Source organism: Pseudomonas sp. KSR10 (assembly GCF_022355455.1).
GTDB lineage: Bacteria > Pseudomonadota > Gammaproteobacteria > Pseudomonadales > Pseudomonadaceae > Stutzerimonas > Stutzerimonas stutzeri_E.
Genome location: NZ_JAKOEN010000003.1, coordinates 21,633 through 44,346, shown reverse-complemented (window position 1 = coordinate 44,346; position 22,714 = coordinate 21,633). Strand labels below are relative to the sequence as shown.

Annotated in this window: 15 protein-coding genes; 10 read left to right on the top strand and 5 right to left on the bottom strand. The window is 61.9% G+C overall.

What is annotated here, in order from left to right; all coding sequences use genetic code 11:
• The first annotated feature begins 11 nt into the window (after positions 1 to 11).
• From MCB86_RS00805 to MCB86_RS00790, 4 genes are all read left to right on the top strand, one after another.
• Positions 12 to 941, top strand: a complete 930-nt coding sequence (locus MCB86_RS00805; protein WP_239609107.1) for a pyridoxamine 5'-phosphate oxidase family protein — start codon at positions 12 to 14, stop codon at positions 939 to 941.
• A 3-nt stretch (positions 942 to 944) separates the two neighbouring features.
• A complete protein-coding gene (locus MCB86_RS00800; RefSeq protein WP_239609105.1) occupies positions 945 to 1,691 on the top strand; it encodes a Zn-dependent hydrolase in 747 nt (248 codons plus the stop codon).
• 249 nt (positions 1,692 to 1,940) lie between these two features.
• The gene (locus MCB86_RS00795) at positions 1,941 to 4,955 is read left to right on the top strand and encodes a transglycosylase domain-containing protein (RefSeq protein ID WP_239609103.1); all 3,015 of its coding nucleotides are present in this window, start codon (positions 1,941 to 1,943) and stop codon (positions 4,953 to 4,955) included.
• Between the two features lie 123 nt (positions 4,956 to 5,078).
• A complete protein-coding gene (locus MCB86_RS00790) occupies positions 5,079 to 5,858 on the top strand; it encodes a PhzF family phenazine biosynthesis protein (protein ID WP_239609120.1) in 780 nt (259 codons plus the stop codon).
• Positions 5,859 to 5,886: 28 nt separating this feature from the next.
• Here the strand turns inward: MCB86_RS00790 and mapR are convergent, their stop codons facing one another.
• Together mapR and ccoG are read right to left on the bottom strand one after the other, a co-directional pair.
• The gene (gene mapR, locus MCB86_RS00785; RefSeq protein ID WP_239609118.1) at positions 5,887 to 7,296 is read right to left on the bottom strand and encodes a GntR family transcriptional regulator MpaR; all 1,410 of its coding nucleotides are present in this window, start codon (positions 7,294 to 7,296) and stop codon (positions 5,887 to 5,889) included.
• Positions 7,297 to 7,381: 85 nt separating this feature from the next.
• Positions 7,382 to 8,791, bottom strand: a complete 1,410-nt coding sequence (ccoG, locus tag MCB86_RS00780; RefSeq protein WP_239609101.1) for a cytochrome c oxidase accessory protein CcoG — start codon at positions 8,789 to 8,791, stop codon at positions 7,382 to 7,384.
• A gap of 390 nt (positions 8,792 to 9,181) precedes the next feature.
• Between ccoG and MCB86_RS00775 the strand changes: the two genes are divergently transcribed.
• From MCB86_RS00775 to wrbA, 4 genes are all read left to right on the top strand, one after another.
• Positions 9,182 to 9,547 carry a CidA/LrgA family protein gene (locus MCB86_RS00775; protein ID WP_045162908.1) on the top strand — a complete coding sequence of 122 codons (366 nt, stop codon included), beginning with the start codon at positions 9,182 to 9,184 and terminating at the stop codon, positions 9,545 to 9,547.
• Complete coding sequence (locus MCB86_RS00770) at positions 9,544 to 10,254, top strand: LrgB family protein (protein WP_045162907.1); 711 nt, start codon at positions 9,544 to 9,546, stop codon at positions 10,252 to 10,254. The genes MCB86_RS00775 and MCB86_RS00770 overlap by 4 nt, the downstream gene beginning before the upstream one ends.
• A 115-nt stretch (positions 10,255 to 10,369) precedes the next feature.
• Complete coding sequence (locus tag MCB86_RS00765) at positions 10,370 to 11,245, top strand: alpha/beta hydrolase (protein WP_239609099.1); 876 nt, start codon at positions 10,370 to 10,372, stop codon at positions 11,243 to 11,245.
• A gap of 268 nt (positions 11,246 to 11,513) precedes the next feature.
• Positions 11,514 to 12,113: an NAD(P)H:quinone oxidoreductase gene (gene wrbA, locus MCB86_RS00760; protein WP_045162905.1), complete on the top strand. Its 600-nt coding sequence runs from the start codon at positions 11,514 to 11,516 to the stop codon at positions 12,111 to 12,113.
• Between the two features lie 60 nt (positions 12,114 to 12,173).
• Here wrbA and MCB86_RS00755 read toward each other — a convergent pair whose 3' ends face one another.
• From MCB86_RS00755 to mfd, 3 genes are read right to left on the bottom strand one after another with little or no spacing between them, the layout of a single operon-like run.
• Entirely contained in the window at positions 12,174 to 12,662 is a 489-nt protein-coding gene (locus MCB86_RS00755) for a GNAT family N-acetyltransferase (RefSeq protein WP_239609097.1), read from the bottom strand.
• 17 nt (positions 12,663 to 12,679) lie between these two features.
• Positions 12,680 to 15,967, bottom strand: a complete 3,288-nt coding sequence (locus tag MCB86_RS00750; RefSeq protein WP_239609095.1) for a DEAD/DEAH box helicase — start codon at positions 15,965 to 15,967, stop codon at positions 12,680 to 12,682.
• Between the two features lie 44 nt (positions 15,968 to 16,011).
• Complete coding sequence (mfd, locus tag MCB86_RS00745) at positions 16,012 to 19,455, bottom strand: transcription-repair coupling factor (RefSeq protein ID WP_045162903.1); 3,444 nt, start codon at positions 19,453 to 19,455, stop codon at positions 16,012 to 16,014.
• A 157-nt stretch (positions 19,456 to 19,612) separates the two neighbouring features.
• Here mfd and MCB86_RS00740 point away from each other — a divergent pair, with 157 nt between their 5' ends.
• Complete coding sequence (locus tag MCB86_RS00740) at positions 19,613 to 21,064, top strand: glyceraldehyde-3-phosphate dehydrogenase (protein WP_045162902.1); 1,452 nt, start codon at positions 19,613 to 19,615, stop codon at positions 21,062 to 21,064.
• A 310-nt stretch (positions 21,065 to 21,374) separates the two neighbouring features.
• The gene (locus MCB86_RS00735) at positions 21,375 to 22,712 is read left to right on the top strand and encodes a Na(+)-translocating NADH-quinone reductase subunit A (RefSeq protein WP_045162901.1); all 1,338 of its coding nucleotides are present in this window, start codon (positions 21,375 to 21,377) and stop codon (positions 22,710 to 22,712) included.
• The last annotated feature ends 2 nt before the right edge of the window (positions 22,713 to 22,714 follow it).

Genomic DNA, 22,714 nt, shown 5'->3' with positions numbered 1-22,714 from the left:
GGGATACCGCTATGAGCAGTCCCTTCCACGTCGGCGAGCAATCCGTTCAGACCCGCGCCGGCGTTCGCGAAAAAGCCGAGCAGATAGGCAGCCGGATGATCCGCTCGTTCATGCCGGACCAGCATCGGGAATTTTTCGCGCAGCTGCCGGCTGTGCTGGTGGCGGCAGTGGACAGCGATGGGCAGCCTCATGCATCGGTGCTCTGGGGCGCGGCCGGGTTCGCCTGGTCGCCGCATCCCGCCTTGCTTTGTGTCGGTGCCCGGCCGCAAATCGACGATCCGATCGCATCCTTGCTGCAGCCGCGTGCCGCGGTGGGGTTGCTCGGACTCGAGTGGCCGACACGCCGGCGCAACCGGATGAACGGGCGAATCGTCGAGAGCGACGAGCGGGGCTTCAGCGTTGCGGTCGCGCAATCGTTCGGCAATTGCCCGAAATACATACAGGCGCGTGATTGGCAGTCGACCCCACGTCTGCCGGGGTTAATGCTCGAAGGTCACGGCCTGGATGAACAATGGCTGGGCCTGGTGCAGGCGGCGGACACCCTGTTCATCGCCACTCAGAGTTCGGATTCTCGGGGCGGTGGAGTAGATATCTCGCATCGTGGCGGCCCGACCGGTTTCGTCGAGATCGGCCAGGACGGTCGGCTCTGGATGCCGGACTACAGCGGCAATCGGCTGTTCAACACGCTTGGCAATTTGCAGCTCGAGCCGCGCTGTGGACTGCTGTTGATCGATTTCAGCAGCGGCGATCTGTTGCATGTACAGGCTCGTGCCGAGCTGATCTGGCCTGAACAATACCCAGCGTTGGGTATCAAGGCACCGCCTGGCGCGGAGCGCATGCTGGCATTGACGCCGGGGCGCTGGACGCTGAGGCGTTCGTGCCTGCCGCTGGCATTCACTGCACCCCAACGCTCACCCTTTCTTCCCGATGCAGGAGCGTGAGCCATGTGCCTGAGAATGGTTGGCTTGTCGTTGATATTGCTGTCTGGAATCGTGAACGCCGCGGAGCTGCGCTTTAGCCTGGTGCGTACCGCGCAGACCACGACCAGTAGCGAATACGCCTGGCGGGACGGCGGCTGGGTAGAACCACCGCCGGTCAACCACATTGCCGTGTTGATCGAGCACCGGGGTAGTCGATTGCTGTTCGGCACTGGGCTGGGTCGGCAGATCGACCAGCAATTGGACAGCGAAATACCCTGGCGGGAAAAGCGCTACAGTGCTGTACAGCCGGTGCGCGAGCAGCTCGATCGTGATCATCTGGTGGTTGACCGGGTCGTGCTGGGCTGTGCTCGTTGGGAGTACGCCTCGGGGTTGGCTGATTTCGCTGATCTGCCGGTGCTGGCGAGCTCCGAAAGCATTCATTACGCCCGTCACGCGACGCCGCCTGCGGTCCTTCCGACGCAATTTGCCCATGGCGTCAGGTGGCAGCCGCTGCACTTCGATCAGCGGCCGTTCTATGGGTTCGAGGAAAGCCTGGACCTGTTTGGCGACGAACGGCTGGTGCTGGTGAAACTGCCTGGACATGGCGCCCTGGGGTTGTTTCTTACTCTGGATGATGGACGGCGGTTCTTCTTCCGCGGGGACGCAGCGCTTGCTGAAAGCGACCCGAAGCCACTGCCTGCCGAGGTTGCGCAAATGCAGGACGTCCAACGGCAGGAGCAGCTCGGATTTTATCCGCGCTGGATAGAATGAATGGGCGTCGCCGGCCGTGCTGATTTCGCCTTCAGGCCGTGGGTTTGAGCCTCTCCGTTCGTCTGCTTGAGCACGCCGAACGAAGCGCCGCCAGCTAAGCTTAAGCCTGTGATTTCTCTAGGAAGCCAGGCCGAAAAGATGGGCGCAGTATGGCGGACCGATACGTCCCGGACGGGTGGCAGCAAACGCGCGTCATCCACCAGCAAACCGGGTAGAACACCTTCGCACGGAAGCCGTTTGGCGCGCCGCATGAGTCTGTTGCTGGGCGTTTCATTACTGGCCGGCGGTGGCTATGCCGCCTGGCATGAGATGCATACCTCGAAGCTGCAGGCGCTCTGGTTGAGCCGCTACGCGGAAAATCTGGACTATCGGGTCGAGCCCGGTGCGAGTACCAATATTCACTTTCCGGACGCAGGCCCATTCGACAGACGGTTGGGCTATTCGGCTTTGCCTGTATTCATCGAAAGATTGAGCGAGCGTGGGTTCGATATCCAACAGCAGGTGCGCTTCTCTCCCGCTTTGCAGCGTTACGCCAGCAATGGCTTTTTTGTGCCTTATCCGGAGAAATCCCAGGCCGGATTGACCATTGACGATTGCCGCGGCGAACCGCTGTATGCCAACAGCTACCCGCACCAGTATTACGACTCTTTCGAAGACGTGCCGCCAGTCATCGCGATGAGCCTGTTGTTCATCGAGGACCGCGGCTTGCTCAATGAGGGGCGGCCACGCGCCAATCCTGCTGTGGATTGGCCGCGTTTCACCATGGCCGCGGTGAGTCAGGTCGAGAAGAAGCTTGGCTTGTCGGTCCAGGCGGCTGGCGGCAGTACCCTGGCGACTCAGGTGGAAAAGTACCGCCATTCACCTGAAGGCCGTACCGGTGACGCCGAGGAAAAGATTCGGCAGATGATCTCCGCTAGCGTACGCACCTATCGCGAAGGCCAGCAGACCATGGCGACGAGGAAGCGCATCGTCCGCGATTATCTGAACAGCGTGCCACTCTCCGCGGCCTACGGGCACGGCGAAGTTCACGGTATCGCTGACGGTTTGCTCCTCTGGTATGGCGCGGACTTCGCCGAGGTCAACCGTCTGCTCGATTCGCGCCGTAACGCCGATTCCAGCTACGAAGCCCAAGGACTGGCGCTGCGCCAGGTGCTTTCGTTATTGATTGCCCAGCGGCGGCCGTCCTATTACCTGGGGGCGGGACGCGATGACCTGGCCGAGCTTACCGACAGCCATATCCGTCTCTTGGCCAATGGTGGCGTGATCGGTACACGGTTGCGCAATGCGGCGTTGCAGCAGAAGGTCGTGTTCCGCGACCTTCGAGTCGAACCGGGTATTCGTGAGGTGCCGCAAAGCAAAGGCATCACGGCGGCGCGCATGCGCCTGAGCAGCCTGCTCGGCGTTTCGCTGTACCAGTTGGATCGTCTGGACCTGGCCGCGACCACGCCGTTGCATGGTGAATTGCAGACACAGGTCAGTGAGTACCTGCATCGCTTGGCGCAGCCGGAGTTCGCCGGTGAAGTCGGCCTATTCGGCGAGCGCATGCTGTCGCCGGAGCGAACCGCTGACGTGCGTTACAGCTTTACCCTGTTCGAACGAGGCGAGCAGGGGTTTCGTGTGCGCGTGCAGACCGACAACACCAACCAGCCCTTCGATATCAACGAGGGCAGCAAGCTGGAGTTGGGTTCGACAGCCAAGTTGCGGGTGCTGACGACCTATCTCGAAGTCATCGCCGAGCTGCATGACCGTTACGCACAGAGCAAGGTCAGCGAACTGCGCCAGGCCGAGGCGGTCGATCCGCTGACGCGTTGGGCGCTCGGCTATCTGATCCAGCACGAGGATCGGAACCTGCCCGCGATGCTCGATGCGGCGCTGGAACGACGCTATTCGGCGAGCCCGAACGAGCGCTTCTTTACCGGGGCCGGAATGCACCGTTTCGGCAACTTCCGCCATGAGGACGACGGTCGCCTGCCGACCATGCGCGAGGCGTTGCAGGAATCGATCAACTTGCCATTCGTGCGTCTGATGCGGGATCTGGTCAGCTACAGCACCTATCAGACGTCCAACGGGGCCGAGCTGCTGAAAAGCGACGACAACCCGGAGCGGCGCGAGTATCTGAGGCGCTTTGCCGATCGCGAGGGCTCGGTGTTCTTGCAGCGGTTTTGGAAGAAATACCGCGGCAAGACCGCCGATGAGCGCATCGAAGCGCTTCTCGACGGCATGCGACCCACGCCGCCGCGTCTTGCCGCCGTGCATCGCTATCTGATGCCGGACGCCGACCGCTCGACGTTCGACCGCTTCCTCAAGAAGAACCTGCCGAACGTCGAGGTCAGCGACAAGTCGCTCGACTCGCTGTATACCCGTTACGGTCCGGGAGCCTACAGCCTGCCGGATCAGGGCTATATCGCCCGCGTGCATCCGCTGGATTTGTGGCTGCTGGGCTATCTGATCAAGCATCCCGACGCAGACATTTCGGAGGTGATTGCCGCCAGTACCGCCGAGCGCCAGGAAGTCTACGGTTGGCTGTTCCGCAGTCGTCACAAGAGTGCTCGCGACAGCCGTATCCGGATCATGCTGGAAGTGGAAGCCTTCACCGATATCCATCGCCGTTGGCAGCGCCTGGGTTATCCCTTCGATCATCTGGTGCCCTCGCTGGCCACGGCGTTGGGCAGCTCCGGCGATCGTCCGGCAGCACTGGCGGAACTGATGGGCATCATCGTCAACGATGGCGTACGGTTGCCCAGCGTGCGCATCGACAGCCTGCATTTCGCCAGCGACACGCCGTACGAGACCCGTTTCGGGATTAAGCCGGACGCAGGCGCTCGGGTGCTGCACAGCGAAGTGGCGGCGGCCTTGCGCGAGGCGTTGGCCAGCGTGGTCGAAGGCGGGACGGCGCGGCGTTTGCGTGGCAGTTTCGTGCAGGCTGATGGCGAGCCGTTGCGGGTCGGCGGTAAGACCGGAACGGGCGATAACCGCATTCAGACGGTCGGTTCCGGTGGGCGGCTGATCAGTTCGCTGGCGTTGAATCGCACGGCTACCTTCGTCTTCTTCCTTGGCCCGAATCACTTCGGCACCTTGACCGCCTATGTTCCCGGACGTGGTGCAGACAGCTTCCGCTTCACCTCTGCGCTACCGGTGCAGGTACTCAAAGGCATGGCGCCGATTCTTCAGCCGTACCTGCAGGTAGGGGCTCAGACGCAGTGTCAGCCACCCGCCGGGCCGATCCAGCCCACGTTGACGGCCGGGATGGTATCGCGGCGCTGATTCATCGCTAGCTCTCGCGCAGTGTCAAGGATTGCCGGGCGCACCCCGCTCGGCGAGACTTGCCTGACAGCGCGTCCGGTGGCGGATGTCGCGCGGGGATGAGGGCCGAGCATGAAACTGCCGATTTACCAGGTCGATGCATTCACCGATGAGCTGTTCAAAGGCAACTCCGCGGCAGTGGTGCCGCTGGAACAATGGTTGAGCGATGCGCAAATGCAGTCGATCGCCGTCGAGAATAATCTGTCGGAGACCGCCTTTCTGGTTCGTGAGCCGGACGGTGCGTTTCGCATTCGCTGGTTCTCACCCCTTACCGAAATCGATTTCTGCGGCCACGCGACCCTGGCCAGCGCCTTCGTGCTGCTCGGCCAAGGTATGACAAAGGCGCCGCTGACCTTTCGTGCCGCTGCGGTGGGCGATGTCAGCGTTGCGCAGTTGGATGATGGCCGGCTGGAAATGAACTTCCCTAACCGCGAACCTGAGCGCGTCGATAGCCCACCGGCTGCCTTGGTCGAGGGGCTGGGCGTACCGCCGTACGCGGTCTTGCGAAACGGACAGGCCTGGTTCGCGGTATATGAGGATGAGGACCAGGTGCGTCAATTGACACCCGATCTCGCCCCGCTCAAGTCACTCGCGCCGTTGGATGTGGTGATCACCGCGCCAGGGCGTGAGCAGGATTTCGTCTCCCGGTACTTCTGGCCGGCCAACGGTGGCGATGAAGATCCGGTCACGGGCTCGATCCATGCCGGCCTCGCACCCTATTGGGCCGGGCGGCTGGGCAAATCGTCGCTGGTCGCGCTGCAAGCCTCGCGTCGCAGTGGCCTGCTGTACTGCCGGATCGAAGGGGAGCGGGTATTCGTGGCCGGGCGAGCGGTGCAGTACCTGCAAGGCACGATTGAAATCTAGCATTAAGGTATTTGCCGTCGAGGCATTCTCAGAACGACTTGATCATTCGTCCTAGCAATTCGATGGCCTTCTCGCTGCGTGCATCCCAGGGATGGCCATGGTTCAGTCGTGCGCAGTTCCTGAAGCGCTGTGTGGCTGAGAAGATCGGCCCGGGAGCCAGGCTGATGCCCTGGGCGAGCGCGAGCTGCAGCAGTTGCAGTGAGTCGACCTGCTCGGGAAATTCGAACCACAGAAAATAACCACCGCTGGGCCGGGTAACGCGTGTGCTGGCGGGAAAGTGTCGTGCGGCGGAGGCGAGCATCTCCCCCTGTTGGCGCTCCAGGGCATGGCGCAACTTGCGCAGATGCCGGTCATAGCCGCCGTGCTGCAAGTAGTCGGCAATGGCCGCTTGCGCCGGTACCGAGGGCGAGAGGGTGGTCATCAGTTTCAGCCGGCTGATTTGCTCTGCGTATCGGCCGCCTGCCACCCAGCCGATCCGGTAGCCCGGCGCCAGGCTCTTGGAAAACGAGCCGCAATGCATCACCAATCCTTCATGGTCGTGGCTTTTCACCGGTTTCGGCGGCTCGCGGGTGAAATACAGCTCGGCGTAGACATCGTCCTCGATCAACGGCACCTGATGATGCTGCAGCAGCTGATAGAGGCGCTGCTTTTTCTCCGTGCCCATGCTCGCGCCGAGCGGATTTTGCAGGCTACTCATGAACCAGCAGGCCTTGATCGGCAGATTGGTCAGGCTGCTTTCCAGCGCGTCCAGATCGATGCCGTCGCGAGGATGCACCGGAATTTCCACGGCTTTGAGCTTGAGCCGCTCCAGTACCTGCAAGGTGGCATAAAAGGCCGGCGCCTCAATGGCGACCAGATCGCCGGGGCCGGTGACGACCTGCAGGCAGAGGTTCAGCGCCTCCATGGCCCCGGTGGTGATCACCAGTTCGTCCATCGGCAGCATCACCCCGCTGACCATGTAGCGCAGGGCGATCTGCCGACGCAGATCGGAATTGCCGCTGGTCATTTCCGCCACCACCTCGCGAGCCGGCATCTCGCGTACGGTCTGCGCCATGGAGCGCGCCAGGCGTTGCAGTGGGAACAGCTCGGGGCTGGGAAAGGCCGATCCGAAGGGCACGGTGTCGGGGTCGCGAAGCGAGGCCAGTACGGAGAACACTAGCTCGCTGACGCCGACCTCCGTGGCTTCGCTCTGACGCGGGCTGATTTCGGGTTCGTGCAGCGGGCGCTTGATGTGCTCGCGAACGAAATAACCGGAGCGTGCCCGGGCCTGGATCAGGCCGCGATCCTCGAGCAGATAGTAAGCCTGGAATACGGTCGAAGGGCTGATACCGCAGGTACGGCTGGCATGACGCACCGAGGGCACCTTTTCCCCTGGCGTCAGCACCCCGGTCCGGATCAGCTCGGCGATTTCGTCGGCGAATTTCTCGTAGCGCTTCATCTTGTCCTGACTCACCCGTGGCGATGCTGGCTGACGATGTGGCCGAGTATCGCAGCTTGGGCCGTGTGGAGCTGTCATGGCCGTTCTACGGAACCCTGGGCGCGATGAAGGTGCTCGGCGCCGTTACCCGGCTTGCGGGCTCGCTGGCGTCGCTAACGGCGAAGTGCAGCTCACGGTGTGTGCTTTCTTCATTGTCGACCAGCGCCACGCTGACCGGCAGATCAACGATCTCCCCAGGTGCCAGGCTGACCTCGCGCGGGCCATGCAGCTCAAAAGGGCCTTCGCCGAGGGTGATCACGTAGTCACGGCGTTGTTGGGTCTTGTTGATAACCTTGAGGCTGTACATGTTCTCAATCTGGCCTTGCATGTTTTCCCGATACAACGTGCGGTCCTTGGTCACGTCCAGCGAGAGCATTGGCCGCGCATCCAGTGCCCAGACGAACGTTCCAACCATCAGCACCAAGGCGACGGCATAGCCGACCAGGCGCGGTCGTAGCAAGTGAGTTTTGCCACCTTCCAGGGCACGTTCGGAGGTATAGCGGACCAGGCCTCGAGCGTAGCCCATCTTGTCCATCACGCTGTCGCAGGCGTCGATGCAAGCGCCACAGCTGATGCAGTCGAGTTGCAGGCCGTCGCGGATGTCGATGCCGGTGGGGCAGACCTGCACGCACAAGGTGCAGTCGATGCAGTCGCCGAGGCCTTTGGCACGCGGGTCGCTGTCCTTGCGCCGCGCGCCGCGATGCTCACCGCGTGCGGCATCGTAGGACACCACCAGCGTGTCAGCGTCGAACATCACGCTCTGGAAACGCGAATAAGGGCACATGTGCAGGCACACTTTCTCGCGCAGCCAACCGGCATTGATATAGGTGGCGGCAGTGAAGAAGAACAACCAGAAGCCGGTGGTCGCGCTCAGTTGCAGGCTGAACAGGCCGCCCACCAGCTCGCGTACCGGAGTGAAGTAGCCGATGAAAGCAATTGCCGTGGCCAGACTCACCGCCAGCCAGACCGCGTGCTTGGTGCTGCGCCGCAAGAGCTTGCTGAGCGACCAGGGCGCGGCATCCAGTTTGATGCGCTGGCTGCGATCACCCTCGGTGATTTTCTCGGCCCACATGAACACCCAGGTCCAGATGCTCTGTGGGCAGGCGTAGCCACACCAGACGCGGCCGGCCAGCACGGTGATGAAGAACAGGCCGAATGCCGCGATGATCAGCAAGCCTGACAGCAGGATGAAATCCTGTGGCCAGAAGGTGGCTCCGAAGATATGAAACTGTTGTTTGCCCAGATCCCAGAGCACTGCCTGGCGTCCATCCCAGGTTAGCCATTGGGTGCCGAAATAGAGCAGAAACAGCAGTCCGCTGCCGACCAGGCGCAGATTGCGGAACAGGCCGCTGAAGCTGCGGGTGTGGATCGGGCCGCCCGCTTGTGCAGGCGTCAGGCGTATGGGCTTGCGCGGATCAACGGAGTCGATGATCGCGGCGGGGGTTCGTTCGGTCATTGTGTCGCCCCTATCAGGCTAATCAGGCGGCGCTGATGATCGGACGCACACCGGGTGCATAACAGGCTCAGGTCGGACGGAAAAATACGGATCAGATGATGACTCGATTCGAAGAATCACAGGCTTCGCGCGCCCTGTGTCGAGCGGAGAACCCCCGCCACGAAGGGCGCAGGGACGCCGAAAACGCCGGTGAGTAAAAAGAATGAGCGGAGCCTGCGACCTCAGGTCACAGTGCGCACTGTGCCGCTGATCCGACTTTTTCAGACCGATCTGCACCTGTTTCGTCGAGGCGCAGCCGGGTGATAGTCCAAACGGCGTTGCGAAAGCGTGCCGTGAGCCGCCGTTCCCGGCATCATCCCCGTTCCCTTCTGTTGTTCATCGAGGACCCCAATGATTCTCAAAGGCCTGACCTGGCTGGTCGTACTGCAGCTGCTTGGCAGCGTCATCCACCTTTCGTTGTTGCCGGCGCTGCCCGGCCCGATCATCGGCATGGTGCTGCTGTTTGGCGTACTGCTTCTGAGACGGGGTATTCCGGAACCCTTGGAGAAAACCGCCGCGCTGTTGCTGCAGTACCTGCCATTACTGCTTATCGTGCCGGCGGCGGGAATCATGACCAGCAGCGATGCTCTGCTTGCCGACCTGCCCGCCATCGCGGCCGGGCTGGTTCTGTCGCTCGCGGTGACCGTGCCGTTCTGCGGCTGGCTGATGCAGGTGCTGATCAGGCGTATGGATAGCCGTCAGGAGGATCAGGCATGAGCGATGTCGACTGGCGCGGCGTCTGGGTAATGACGCTGGAGCACCCCCTGTTTTCCGTGGGGCTGACCCTCATCGCGTTCCAACTGGCGCTTGCGCTTTACCGGCGCAGTGGTTGGCTGGTGCTGCAGCCGGTCATGGTCGGCATGCTGCTGGTGGTCGGCACGCTCTATCTGTGCGGAATCGACTATGCGAGCTACCGGGCCGATGCCTCGATGATTGCCGTGCTGGTCGGCCCTGCGACTGTGGCGCTGGCGGTGCCGTTGTACCGGCATATACGGCGTATCCAGCAATTGTTCTGGCCGATCCTTATCACTTTGGTCAGCGGTGGAGTACTGGGCGTGGTCCTGACACTGATGATCGCCGGGGCGTTGGGAGCGGACTTCTCCGTACTGATGAGTTTGTCGCCCAAGGCCGCAACCATGCCGATCGCCATGCTGGTGGCCGAGCAGATTGGCGGCCTGGCTTCACTAGCCGCGGTATTCGTGATGCTCACCGGTGTGATCGGAACGGCGCTGGCGCCGCTGCTGCTGGGCTGGGCCGGCGTCGATCACCCGGCGGCCCGTGGGTTGAGTTACGGCATCAATGCCCACGCCATTGGCACGGCGCGGGCGCTGGAAGAGGGTGACGAGTGCGGGGCGTTCGCCGCGTTGGGGATGAGCCTGCTGGGTATTCTTATCGCGCTGTTTCTGCCGCTGGCGCTCGGCTGAGCCTGCTGGCACCTCGGGCCCGTAACCCGATCGGTACTGCAGGTCTGTTGCAATGCTCCGTTGCGAACGCGCCGCCTGCGCCTAGGCTTAAGATTTTTCCTGCAGGAGCGGTCCGATGTTCGAGCACTTCCAGCGCGGCGAATGCGACGTCAACGGTGTGAGGATCAACTATCGCAAGGGCGGCTCAGGTCCGCCGTTGCTGCTGCTGCACGGTTACCCGCAAACCCATGTTATTTGGCACGAGATCGCTGACGAGCTGGCTGCGCGATTCACCGTGGTGGCTGCCGACCTGCGAGGCTATGGCGACAGCAGCAAGCCCGACGGCGGCGAATATCACATTGCCTACAGCAAGCGCGAGATGGCCCGCGACCAAGTCGAGCTGATGGGCAAGCTGGGTTTCGAGCGCTTCGACATTCTGGCTCATGACCGCGGTGCGAGGGTCAGCCACCGTCTGGCGATGGACCATCCACAAGCGGTTCGGCGACTGATCCTGCTCGACATCGCACCGACCCTGGCGATGTACAGTCAGACCGACGAAACCTTTGCTCGGGCTTATTGGCACTGGTTCTTTCTGATTCGTCCAGCACCGTTGCCGGAAACGTTGCTCGAGGCTGATCCCGAACTGATCCTGCGCAGCGCCGTGGCCACGCGTGCCGACCATGTCCATCCATTCAGCGACGCGGCTTACGCCGAATATCTGCGCTGCATGAAGCTGCCCGGCACCATTCACGCCTTTTGCGAAGACTATCGGGCCAGCGCTGGCATCGATCTCGAGCATGACCGCGAGGACCGCGCCGCCGGCCGAATGATCCAGGCACCGTTGCTGGTGCTCTGGGGTTCGAGGGGCGTCATCCAGCGCTGTTTCGATCCGCTGAAGGAGTGGCGGGCAGTGGCGGTGGATGTAGAGGGCAGGGCGTTGCCGGCCGGTCATTACCTTCCAGAAGAAGTGCCTGAGTTGCTGCTGGAGGACGTATTGGGGTTTCTTGCCTGACGTCCCGCGGCGGTTATATCCGATTTATCGATTGATTCGTGCGGAATAATCTACCCAAGCACGCAGCAATCCAATGGAAGATCGGCTTGTTTACTGGCGCGTCATGTCGCCCCGGGTCGATGTGCGTCTGTGCCGCGACACTTTCCATCGGACAGGTTGCCGAATACCGGGGCGCGGCTGGCAGGCGTGTCTGGAAGACGACCCAGTCATGCTGAGCGTCCGGTAAGACGCAAAGAACCGGAACACCAACCAGGAAGAGGAAATACAGATGGCGAAGATTCTTGTGCTCTATCACTCGATGTACGGCCACATCGAAACCATGGCCAACGCCGTCGCCGAAGGCGCACGCCGCGTCGAGGGTGTCGAGGTGACCATCAAGCGCGTGCCGGAGACCATGCCGGCGGACGCCTTCAAGAACGCCGGCGGCAAGGTCGATCAGGCCGCGCCGGTCGCCAGCCCGGCCGAACTGCCCGATTACGATGCCATCATCTTCGGCACGCCAACCCGCTTCGGCAACATGTCCGGGCAGATGCGCAACTTCCTCGACCAGACCGGGGGCCTCTGGGCCAAGGGCGCGCTGCATGGCAAGGTGGCCAGCGTATTCACCTCCACCGGGACCGGTGGCGGGCAGGAGATGACCATCACCTCGACCTGGACCACGCTGGCGCACCACGGGATGATCATCGTGCCGACAGGCTACGGCATCGGCGAGTTCTTCGACATTTCCGCGGTCAACGGCGGCACGCCTTACGGGGCTTCGACCATCGCCGGCGGCGACGGCTCGCGTCAGCCGTCCCAGAAGGAGCTGACCATCGCCCGTTATCAGGGCGAGCTGGTCGCTCAGACCGCGGTCAAGCTGAAAGGCTGATCGCACGGCGCGGCGCCGGGCGATTCGGGACCGCCTGGCGCCGCTTCGATTTGTGGCGATTCATTCTGCGTTCAGCAGCAATCCATACATCAGTTCATCGACATAGCGGTCGTCACAGGCGCGTTTGTATGCCGCCCGCTGGACGCCTTCGAGAACGAATCCAATGCGTTCATAAAAGGCGATGGCGCGCGGATTGTCGGCTTCCACCGTGAGCTCTACGCGAGTGATGCCGGCTTTGCGCAGGTGGGCGAGGGCATCGCCCATCATCGCGCCGGCGATGCCGCTGCCCTGTGCTTCCGGTGCCACCGCCAGGGTTCCCAGATAAGCGACGTGCGCCGCGCGGCCAACGTGCCGTTGTGCTTTGTAGAACCCCTGCACCTGGCCATCCGCCTCGTAGACATAGAAACAGCCACTTTCGAACAATGGCTCGAAAACTTTGCCGAAAGCCTCCCGAGGCATCGGGTCGAAGCCCAGAAACGGCACCACCGCTTCGTGCATGTAGATGTCATAGACCCGATCGAAATCGGTGGGGATTGCCAGTCGTCGCATCGTCGATATTCCTTGCGCTAGGGTAGCGGCGCGAACAGTGCTTCGATATCACTCGGCTCCAACTGCCAGTCACCACGATAGCCGGCATCCAGCACTCCGGCCGCCAGGTCGGCCTTGTGTTGCTGCAACTGCTGGATCTTTTCTTCCACCGTGGCGCGCGCAATCAGTTTGTAGACGAACACAGGCTTTTCCTGGCCGATACGATGGGCGCGGTCGGTGGCCTGGTTTTCCGCCGCGGGATTCCACCAGGGATCGTAATGGATCACGGTGTCGGCGGCGGTCAGGTTCAGCCCTGTGCCGCCGGCCTTGAGGCTGATCAGAAACAGGGGTACCTCGCCGCTCTGGAAGCGCCGCACCGGCGCGCGCCGGTCTTTGGTGTCGCCGGTGATCTGAACGTAGTCGATGGCGCGGCTGCGGAGCTCTTCTTCGATCAGCGCGAGCATCGAGGTGAACTGTGAAAACAGCAGGATGCGACGTCCCTCTGCCAACAGCTCGGTGAGCATTTCCATCAGGCTGTCGAGTTTGCCCGAACTGCTTCCGCGGGTCGGCTTGGCGGCGTCGCTCTTGACCAGACGCAGATCGCAGCAAACCTGGCGCAGCTTGAGCAACGCATCGAGAATGACGATCTGGCTGCGTGCCAACCCTTTGCGGTCGATCTCGTCGCGAACCTTGCTGTCCATCGCCAACCGTACGGTTTCATAGAGGTCGCGCTGGGCTGCGTTCAGTTCTACCCAATGCAGGATTTCATTCTTGGCAGGCAGCTCCCGCGCCACCTGTTCCTTGCGCCGTCGCAACAGGAATGGCTTGATCCGTGTCGTGAGGTGCTGCAGCCGATCGGTGTCGCCGTTTTTTTCGATAGGGTTGCGGTAATCGCGGTTGAATCGCTTTGCATCGCCCAGCCAGCCGGGCATGAGGAAGTGGAACAGCGACCATAACTCGCCCAGGTGGTTTTCCAGAGGCGTGCCGGTGAGACAAAGGCGCTGCCGGGCATTCAGGCGTCCGGCAGCCTGGGCGGCTTTGCTGCTGGCGTTCTTGATGTTCTGCGCTTCATCGAGCACCAAGATGTGCAAGGGCAGTTCGACGAGTCGGTCGATATCCCTGGGCAGCAGCGCATAGGTAGTGAACAAAACGTCGTATTCGGCCAGGTGTTCGTAATGCTGCTGGCGTGACGAACCGTGCAGTGTGACCACTTTCAGGGCAGGGGCGAAGCGAGCTGCCTCGTCTTGCCAGTTGGGGATGAGGCTGGTGGGCATGACCACCAGGCAGGGCCGATCGAGGCGGCCTGCCTCTTTTTCCAAAAGAAGATGAGCCAGGGTTTGCAGTGTCTTGCCCAGTCCCATGTCGTCGCCGAGGATGCCGCCGACCTCGAGGCTGCGTAGCGTCTGCATCCAGCGCAGACCCTCCAGCTGATAGGGCCGCAACTGCGCATTCAGACCGGTCGGAGCGCTGACCGCTTGCTGGCGATAGTCGCGCAGACGTTGGGCGAACTCGCGCATCAGCTCGCCGCCATGCCAGTGCGGGGAGAGCGCATCCAGTTGCGCCAGTCGTGCCGCATCGGCGCGTCCCAGACGAAGCGTGTCGGCGCTTGGCTGGTCGTCGCGAAGGTACAGTTCGGCGAGGGTGGCCATGATGGTTTTCAGACGGCCAAATGGCAGCAGCACTTGCAAGGGGCGGTCATCGTCCCCGCGGCGCTTGTCTAGCTGTACGCGAAGGGTTTCGTCGTCGGCGCGCCGAGCCAAGGCCTGCTGGGACAGCAGCGCCGGGTTTCTGCGGATCAGGCCGAGCAGGACCGGCAACAGGCTGATGCGTTCGCCTTCCACGATAATGCCGAGTTCCAGATCGAACCAGCTGTGCTCCGGCGGCTCGTCGACTTCGACGTACCAGGCGTCTACAGGCGTCAGGTCATACGCGAAGCCGGGTTGCATGACGATCCGCCAGCCCTGTTCGCGCAGCTGCGGCAACTGTTGCTGGACGAAATGCAGCCAGGCGGTTTCGCTGGGCAGGTCGTACATCTCCGCCGAATCCTTCGGCAAGGCCAGGCTTTGTCGCAACGACGGACGAAAGCCCAGCTGCTTCAATTGCTGGCGTAGCGCCTGTTCCGCGGCGGGTTGGCGAGCCATGCTGAGCACCCGTTCGCCTTCGGTCTGACGGATGCGCTGCTCGGCTTTGGCGTTGCCGTGCACGCTGGTTTTACCGTAGACGAAACTGAGCCCCGCGCGGTGCTGATGCTCATTCACCATGCGCCCGCTGCTCGGCTGGTAATTGACCGCATGATGGCTGCCCAGGGCGAGCTGGGCGATGGGCATAACATCGTCAATCCGCTGTTCTTGCGCTTTGGCAGGCGCTGGAAGCTGCGGGGCGATTTCATTGAGCGACAGGCTGAACAAGGCGGCCTTGGCTGACGGAACCGAGGGGGCGGCGAGTAGATGACGGGCCAAGGCCGGCGTCAATCCATGATCGATCAGACCGACTTCGTTTCGCCGTTCGTCGAGGTAGTACAGCGGATCGACGGTGGAGAGTAGTTCCTCTGCGGGGTCGTTCATGTCCAGCGTTGGCTGGAAGGATCCATCGGATTGCTGCGTCCAGTTGAAGCGCGCCTGGCGAGACAGGCCAAACTGCAGCGGTGGACGGGCCCAGTCGAGATACGCACGGCCAGTTTCCAGAATCAGGCGCAGAGCCTCGCCGCCGTTTTCGCCGCTGAGCGTGAATCCGTGGCTGGCACCGCGGCCCAATGCCAGGAGCGCCGCGATATGCAAATCCAGAGGCTGCATGAAGCGTGGTTGGCGAAAGCTGGCTTCGCGTACGCCGTAATAGGGCTGCCTTTCGCCGAAGGAACCATCCTTTCGCAGTCGTACTTTGTAGACCTCGATGTGAACGCCCGGCGTGACCCGGTAGTGCAGACACCATTGCTCGCCAGCGGTCTGGGGCTCGCCCAGCGCCCGCGGAAGTTGGGATAACCAGTGTTCCACGGTGCCTGGAAGCTGGTCAGGTGGCTCTTCGGCTGCGGGCGATGTTGTGTGGTCGGCCTGATGCTCAAGATAGAGGATGAGCGCCGCCGCATGCTTGCAATTGAGGCCTACCGGACAACTGCAGATGCAGCTGAGCCCGCCGTTGCCCGAAAGCTGCAGTGATTGCCGATATTGATTGTCGCCTGCGCCACGGCAGGTGCCTTCGGCGAATCGTGCATCCTCGCGCAGCAGCCTGACGCGCCGTTCGTGGGCATATTGCATCCCGCGGGCGAGCGCGTTTTCAGAAAATGCCAGCCGCCAGGTCGGCGGCAGATGGGCCAGAAAACTACCGGACATCAATCAGCGCGCCGCCTAGGGTTAATTGCACGTGAACTGCATCCTCACCCGTTCGCCGCCAGTCGCTCGAGCAAGGCTTCAAGCGTGTTGAAGCGCTCTTCGGGCCGCTCCATCGGCACCTGGAATTTGAACATGGTGGCGCCTTCGAACTTGTAGCGGTTGGGTTGGCTCTGGATCAGCTTGATCAGCACCATCGGATCGACGCTGGTATCCGCGGCGAACTCGATACGCCCGCCCTGCGGCCCTGCGTCGATCTTGGTGATGCCGAGGCTGGCGGCCTGGAGCTTGAGCAGCGTCAGCCTGACCAGATGCTTGGCCGGTTCGGGCAGCAGGCCGAAGCGATCAATCATTTCGACCTGCAGCTCGCGTAGTCCGTTCTCGTCGGTGGCGTTGGCGATGCGTTTGTAGAGGATCAGGCGCGCGTGGACGTCCGGCAGATAATCCTCGGGGATCAGCGCCGGTACGCGCAGATTGATTTCCGGGCCACCTCCCAGCGGTTGGTCGAGGTTGGGCTGTTCGCCTTTCTGGATCGACTTGACTGCCCGTTCGAGCATTTCCATATAAAGCGTGAATCCGACGGCCTGGATCTGTCCGCTCTGGCCGTCGCCGAGCAGCTCGCCGGCCCCGCGGATTTCCAGGTCGTGGGTGGCGAGGACGAAGCCTGCGCCGAGATCCTGTGCGTTGGCGATGGCTTCCAGGCGCTTTTCCGCGTCGGGGGTCATGGCCTTGCGTGGTGGCGTCAGCAGATAGGCGTAGGCCTGGTGATGGCTGCGTCCGACGCGTCCGCGCAGCTGATGCAGCTGGGCCAGGCCGAACTTGTCGGCGCGTTCGATGATGATGGTGTTGGCGCTGGGCACGTCGATACCGGTTTCGATGATGGTCGAGGCGATCAGCACGTTGAAGCGTTTGTGATAGAAATCGCCCATCACCTGTTCGAGCTCGCGCTCGCGCATCTGTCCATGGCCCACGCCGATACGCGCTTCCGGTACCAGCTCGGCGAGGTCAGCGGCGCATTTCTCGATGGTCTTCACGTCGTTGTGCAGGTAGTAGACCTGACCGCCACGCAGCAGCTCGCGTAGCAGTGCTTCCTTGATGACCGAGTTCTGTTGCTCCATGACGAAGGTGCGTACCGACAGGCGGCGCGCTGGCGGCGTGGCGATGATCGACAGGTCGCGCATGCCGGCCACCGCCATGTTCAAGGTGCGCGGAATTGGAGTGGCGGTGAGCGTGAGGATGTCCACTTCGCTGCGCAGGGCCTTGAGCTGTTCTTTCTGGCGCACGCCGAAACGGTGTTCTTCGTCGATGATGACGAGACCCAGATTGGTGAACTTCACGTCGTCCTGCAGCAGTTTGTGGGTGCCGATGAGAATGTCGACCTTGCCTTCGGCCAGCTCTTGCACCGCGCCTTGGATTTCCTTGGCGGACTTGAAACGGCTCATCACCTCGACGCGCACCGGCCAATCGGCGAAGCGGTCGCGAAAGCTGTTGTAGTGCTGCTGGGCGAGTAGGGTGGTGGGCACCAGGACGGCCACCTGACGACCGCTGTGCACCGCAATGAAAGCGGCGCGCATGGCCACTTCGGTCTTGCCGAAGCCGACGTCGCCGCAGATTAGGCGGTCCATGGGCTTGGGCGCCAGCATATCGCTGCGCACGGCCTCGATGGCGGCTTGTTGGTCCGGCGTTTCCTCGAAAGGGAAACCAGCGCTGAATGTTTCGTAATCGAGTTGCGGGTCTTCGAAGGCGTACCCCTCGCGGGCGGCGCGGCGGGCGTAGATATCGAGCAGCTCGGCGGCGACATCGCGAACCTGCTCGGCGGCCTTGCGCTTGGCCTTCTGCCAGGTTTCCGAGCCCAGGCGATGCAACGGCGCCAGCGCATCGTCGCTGCCGGTGTAGCGCGCGATCAGATGCAGGCTGGATACCGGCACGTAGAGCTTGGCTTCCTCGGCGTACTGCAGCATCAAGAACTCGGCGGCCTGACCTTCGATTTCCAGCGTGACCAGTCCCTGATAGCGGCCGACACCATGGTCGATATGGACCACCGGCGCGCCTTCACGCAGCTCGGTAAGGTTCTTGATGACGTTCTCGCCGGCGTCACGACCTTTTTCGCGGCGGCGCCGTTGCATGATCCGTTGGCCGAACAGCGGGCTCTCCGCGATCAATGCCAGCGATGGGTCTTCTAGCAACAGTCCGTCGTCCAGCGGGGCGATGGCGATCGCCAGCCGCTCTCGGCTTTCAACGAACTCCGGCCAGCCAGAGACTTCCTGCGGGCGTAGTTTCAACCGTGCCAGCAGTTCCAGCAGGACCTCGCGGCGCCCAGCCGATTCAGCGGTGAACAACACACGGCCAGGAAATTCGTCGAGGAAGCGGCGCAGCGCCCCCAGCGGCTCGCTGGCCTTGGCGTCTATCGCCAATTCAGGAAAGCGGCTGGCCGGGAAACGCTCGCGTCCGATACCGGTCTCGACATCGTCCTGACTGGCCACTACTCGTGGCCAGGATTTCAGATGGGCGAAGCAGTCTTCGACCGGCATGAACAGCTCGGCGGGCGGCAGCAGAGGCCGCTCGGGATCGACGCGGCGTTCCTCGTAGCGATTGCGTACGTCCTTCCAGAAATGCTCGGCGGCTTGCTCGATTCCGGGCAGCGAGAAGACCTGAGTGTCCTCTGGGAGGTAGTCGAACAACGTCGAGGTTTCGTCGAAGAACAGCGGCAGGTAGTACTCGATGCCCGCTGGTGTGATCCCGGTGGACAGGTCCTGATAGACCGGGCAGCGGCGGAAATCGACATCGAAGCGTTCACGAAACCGCGCGCGGAAACCGGTGACCGACTCCTTTTTCAACGGAAACTCGCGCGCTGGCAGCAGGCGGATCGACTCGACCTTGTCGATCGAGCGCTGATTTTCCGGATCGAAGGTGCGCAACGTTTCGATCTCGTCGTCGAACAGGTCGATGCGATAGGGCAGCGTGCTGCCCATAGGAAACAGATCGATCAGCGCACCACGCACGGCAAACTCGCCATGCTCGTAAACGGTATCGACGCAGCGGTAGCCGGCTGCTTCCAGGCGCATGCGCATCTGTTCGACGTCGAGCTTCTGGCCGACGTCCAGCACCAGGCTGGAGCCAAGCAGAAAGCGCTTTGGGGCGAGCCTGTGTAGCGCGGTAGTGATGGGGACTACCAGCACGCCGTGGGTCAGCTCGGGAAGCTGATAGAGCGCTGCGATGCGCTGGGAAATGATGTCCTGGTGCGGCGAAAAGACGTCATAGGGCAGTGTTTCCCAGTCGGGAAAATGCAGCACCGGTAGCGTCGGGGCGAAGAACGCGAGTTCTTCCTGCAAGCGTTCGGCGCTTTGGCTGTCGGCAGTGAGGAGAAGGGTGAAACGCTCTGCGTTGCTGGCTGCTTCGGCAATGGCCAGGCTCAGCGCGGCTCCGGGAAGGTTGCCCCAGGTTTGCTTGCCGCTGGCGGCAGGCATGGGCGGAAGGCGCAATACGGACACGAGTGGGCGTGGCTCCGGTCAAAAAATGGACCGCGCGGATTGTAACTATCTGCGCGGGACGCTGTCAGTGTTTCCGCTGCACAGATTGCCGGCGCTAGGGTGCGCCGGCATAATGTAGCCCCTTTTCTCAGCCCCTACATGTTGGAAGGAACTGCCCGTGACTCAGAAGCCCGACCAGTGTCTTGGTGAATGGATTGATCGAGAAGCCCTCGCCGAAGCGATGATTCCGCTGATTGGTCAGCTGTATCGTAACAACAACGTGGTGACTTCCATCTATGGCCGTGGCCTGATCAATCGCTCGGTCATCGCGCTGCTCAAGGCGCATCGATTCGCACGTCACCGTCAGGCTGACGAAGCCGAACTCTGCGTGCATGAGACGCACCAGATCCTTACCACTATGAGCGACATGAATCTGGGTGCCGCTTCGGTCGACCTGGGCAAAGTCGTTGCCAAGTACAAGGCCGAAGGCAATGGCCGAACCCTCGATCAGTTCGTGCGTGACGAACTGGCCGAAGTGGCTGGCAAGCGCAATACCTCGGGCGTACACAAAGGCACGGACGTCGTGCTTTATGGTTTCGGTCGTATCGGCCGCCTGCTGGCGCGCATCCTCATCGAGAAGACCGGCGGTGGCGACGGCCTGCGCCTGCGGGCGATCGTCGTACGCAAGGGCGCCGAGAACGACCTGGTCAAGCGCGCCAGTCTGCTGCGTCGTGATTCGGTACATGGTCCGTTCGACGGCACCATCCACATCGATGCGGAAAACAACACCATCACAGCTAACGGCAACCTGATTCAGGTGATCTACTCGAACGACCCGTCCTCGGTGGATTACACCCAGTACGGCATCGAGAACGCGCTGCTGGTCGACAACACCGGCAAGTGGCGTGATGCCGAAGGCCTCAGCCAGCATCTCAAGTGCCCTGGTGTTGCGCGCGTCGTTCTGACCGCGCCTGGCAAGGGCGAGCTGAAGAACATCGTGCATGGCATTAACCATGGCGATATCACCGCTGATGACAAGATCGTATCGGCAGCCTCCTGTACCACCAACGCCATCGTGCCAGTGCTCAAGGCGGTTAACGATCAGTACGGCATCGTCAATGGTCATGTGGAGACCGTGCACTCCTACACCAACGACCAGAACCTGATCGATAACTTCCACAAGGGCAGTCGTCGCGGTCGTAGCGCTGCGCTGAACATGGTCATCACCGAGACCGGGGCCGCCACTGCCGCTGCCAAGGCGTTGCCGGTGCTCAAAGGCAAGCTGACGGGCAACGCCATCCGGGTGCCGACGCCGAACGTTTCCATGGCCATTCTCAATCTGAACCTGGAAAAGGCCACGACCCGCGAAGAGATCAACGAATACCTGCGCCAGATGGCCATGCATTCGGATCTGCAAAAGCAGATCGACTTCGTCAATTCGCAGGAAGTGGTTTCGACGGACTTCGTCGGTTCGCGTCATGCAGGCGTGGTGGATGCCGAAGCGACCATCTGCAGCGACAACCGTGTCGTTCTGTATGTGTGGTACGACAACGAGTTCGGCTATAGCTGCCAGGTAGTCCGCGTGATGGAAGATATGGCTGGCGTGAACCCGCCAGCCTTCCCGCGCTAACGCATCGGGTGCAAAGAAACGGGAGCTTCGGCTCCCGTTTTTCATTTCGTCGGGAAATATGCGGAGTTGTTCGGCCCGGAATGGGCAGCGTCAATAGTTGGTTACGGCGAATCGCTTGTCTCTAGTCAAAAAATTGAAAGACCCTGGGTGGTCAGTCACGGCTTGCGACCTCTATAATCGGACGGATTTCTACCTGGGCCCGCGGCATAGCGTCGCGCTGATAACTTATCAGCGCGCGCCGTGCAATTCGACTTTAGTGAAGTCGCGGCGCTCGTAAAAAAAGCCTTTTAAATCAGTGGTTAGCGAACCGATGATCAATATAAAACGTGGGCTTGATTTGCCCATTGCAGGTGCGCCGGCGCAGCGTATCGAGGCTGGAAGGCCCGTGCGAAGCGTTGCCGTCGTAGGGTTTGATTACCCTGGCATGAAGCCGACCATGGAGGTCCAGGTCGGTGATCGGGTCAAGTTGGGGCAAGTCTTGTTCTCCGACAAGAAGACACCAGGGGTGGTTTTCACCGCGCCGGGTGCTGGCACCGTCAGCGCCATCCACCGCGGCGAAAAGCGCGTCCTTCAGTCGGTGGTCGTTGATCTCGACGGAGCGGAAGAGGTGATGTTCAGCCAGTACGCGTCCGCTGAACTCGAAGGGCTAAGCGATGCCCAGGTTCGCGAGAATCTGCAGCAATCAGGTCTTTGGACCGCGCTGCGTACGCGCCCTTACAGCAAAGTCCCGGCCATCGATGCGGTACCCAGCTCCATTTTCGTCACAGCGATGGATACCCATCCGCTGGCGGCGGACCCTACCATCATCATCGCTGAGCGTGCCGCTGACTTCGAAGCGGGCCTGAAGGTGCTCGGCAATCTAGGCAAGCTGTTCCTGTGCAAAGCCGAGGGCGCCTCGCTACCAGGCGAGCAGCTCGCCAAGGTGAAAATCGAGAGTTTCGCCGGACCTCATCCGGCGGGTTTGGCCGGTACGCACATCCATTTTCTCGATCCGGTCAGCGCCAGCAAAAGTGTCTGGACCATCGGCTACCAGGACGTGATCGCCGTTGGCGCGCTGTTCACCAGTGGCCGTCTGTCGGTCGAGCGCGTGGTGTCACTTGCCGGTCCCGTGGTGGAAAATCCGCGTCTGGTACGTACTCGTCTAGGCGCCAGCCTCGACGAGCTGACGGCCGGTGAGCTGCAGCCGGGCGCCAATCGCGTCGTTTCCGGTTCGGTATTGGGTGGTCGTACGGCGCATGGCGCCTTCGCCTACCTGGGCCGGTATCACCAGCAGGTTTCCTGCCTGCGTGAGGGCAAAGAGCGCGAGATGTTGCATTACCTGCGTGCCGGTAGCGACAAGCACTCGATCCTCAATATCTACATCTCCAAGCTGATGGGCGGTAAGAAGTTCGCCTTTTCTACATCCACCAATGGCAGTCCCCGCGCCATGGTGCCAGTCGGTAACTACGAGGAGGTCATGCCGCTTGACGTGTTGCCAACTCAACTGCTGCGTTCCTTGATCGTTGGCGACACCGAAGTTGCGCAGAAGCTTGGCTGCCTCGAGCTGGATGAAGAGGATCTGGCGCTGTGCACCTACGTCTGTGCCGGCAAATACGAATACGGCCCGATCCTGCGGGACAACCTGACTCGCATTGAGAAGGAGGGGTAAGG

Bases quoted from the DNA above. Each gene is read 5' to 3' on its own strand.
- MCB86_RS00805 (WP_239609107.1), top strand. From the start codon at position 12: ATGAGCAGTCCCTTCCACGTCGGCGAGCAATCCGTTCAGACCCGCGCC.
- MCB86_RS00800 (WP_239609105.1), top strand. From the start codon at position 945: ATGTGCCTGAGAATGGTTGGCTTGTCGTTGATATTGCTGTCTGGAATC.
- MCB86_RS00795 (WP_239609103.1), top strand. From the start codon at position 1,941: ATGAGTCTGTTGCTGGGCGTTTCATTACTGGCCGGCGGTGGCTATGCC.
- mapR (WP_239609118.1), bottom strand. From the start codon at position 7,296: ATGAAGCGCTACGAGAAATTCGCCGACGAAATCGCCGAGCTGATCCGG.
- ccoG (WP_239609101.1), bottom strand. From the start codon at position 8,791: ATGACCGAACGAACCCCCGCCGCGATCATCGACTCCGTTGATCCGCGC.
- MCB86_RS00775 (WP_045162908.1), top strand. From the start codon at position 9,182: ATGATTCTCAAAGGCCTGACCTGGCTGGTCGTACTGCAGCTGCTTGGC.
- MCB86_RS00770 (WP_045162907.1), top strand. From the start codon at position 9,544: ATGAGCGATGTCGACTGGCGCGGCGTCTGGGTAATGACGCTGGAGCAC.
- MCB86_RS00765 (WP_239609099.1), top strand. From the start codon at position 10,370: ATGTTCGAGCACTTCCAGCGCGGCGAATGCGACGTCAACGGTGTGAGG.
- wrbA (WP_045162905.1), top strand. From the start codon at position 11,514: ATGGCGAAGATTCTTGTGCTCTATCACTCGATGTACGGCCACATCGAA.
- MCB86_RS00755 (WP_239609097.1), bottom strand. From the start codon at position 12,662: ATGCGACGACTGGCAATCCCCACCGATTTCGATCGGGTCTATGACATC.
- MCB86_RS00750 (WP_239609095.1), bottom strand. From the start codon at position 15,967: ATGTCCGGTAGTTTTCTGGCCCATCTGCCGCCGACCTGGCGGCTGGCA.
- MCB86_RS00735 (WP_045162901.1), top strand. From the start codon at position 21,375: ATGATCAATATAAAACGTGGGCTTGATTTGCCCATTGCAGGTGCGCCG.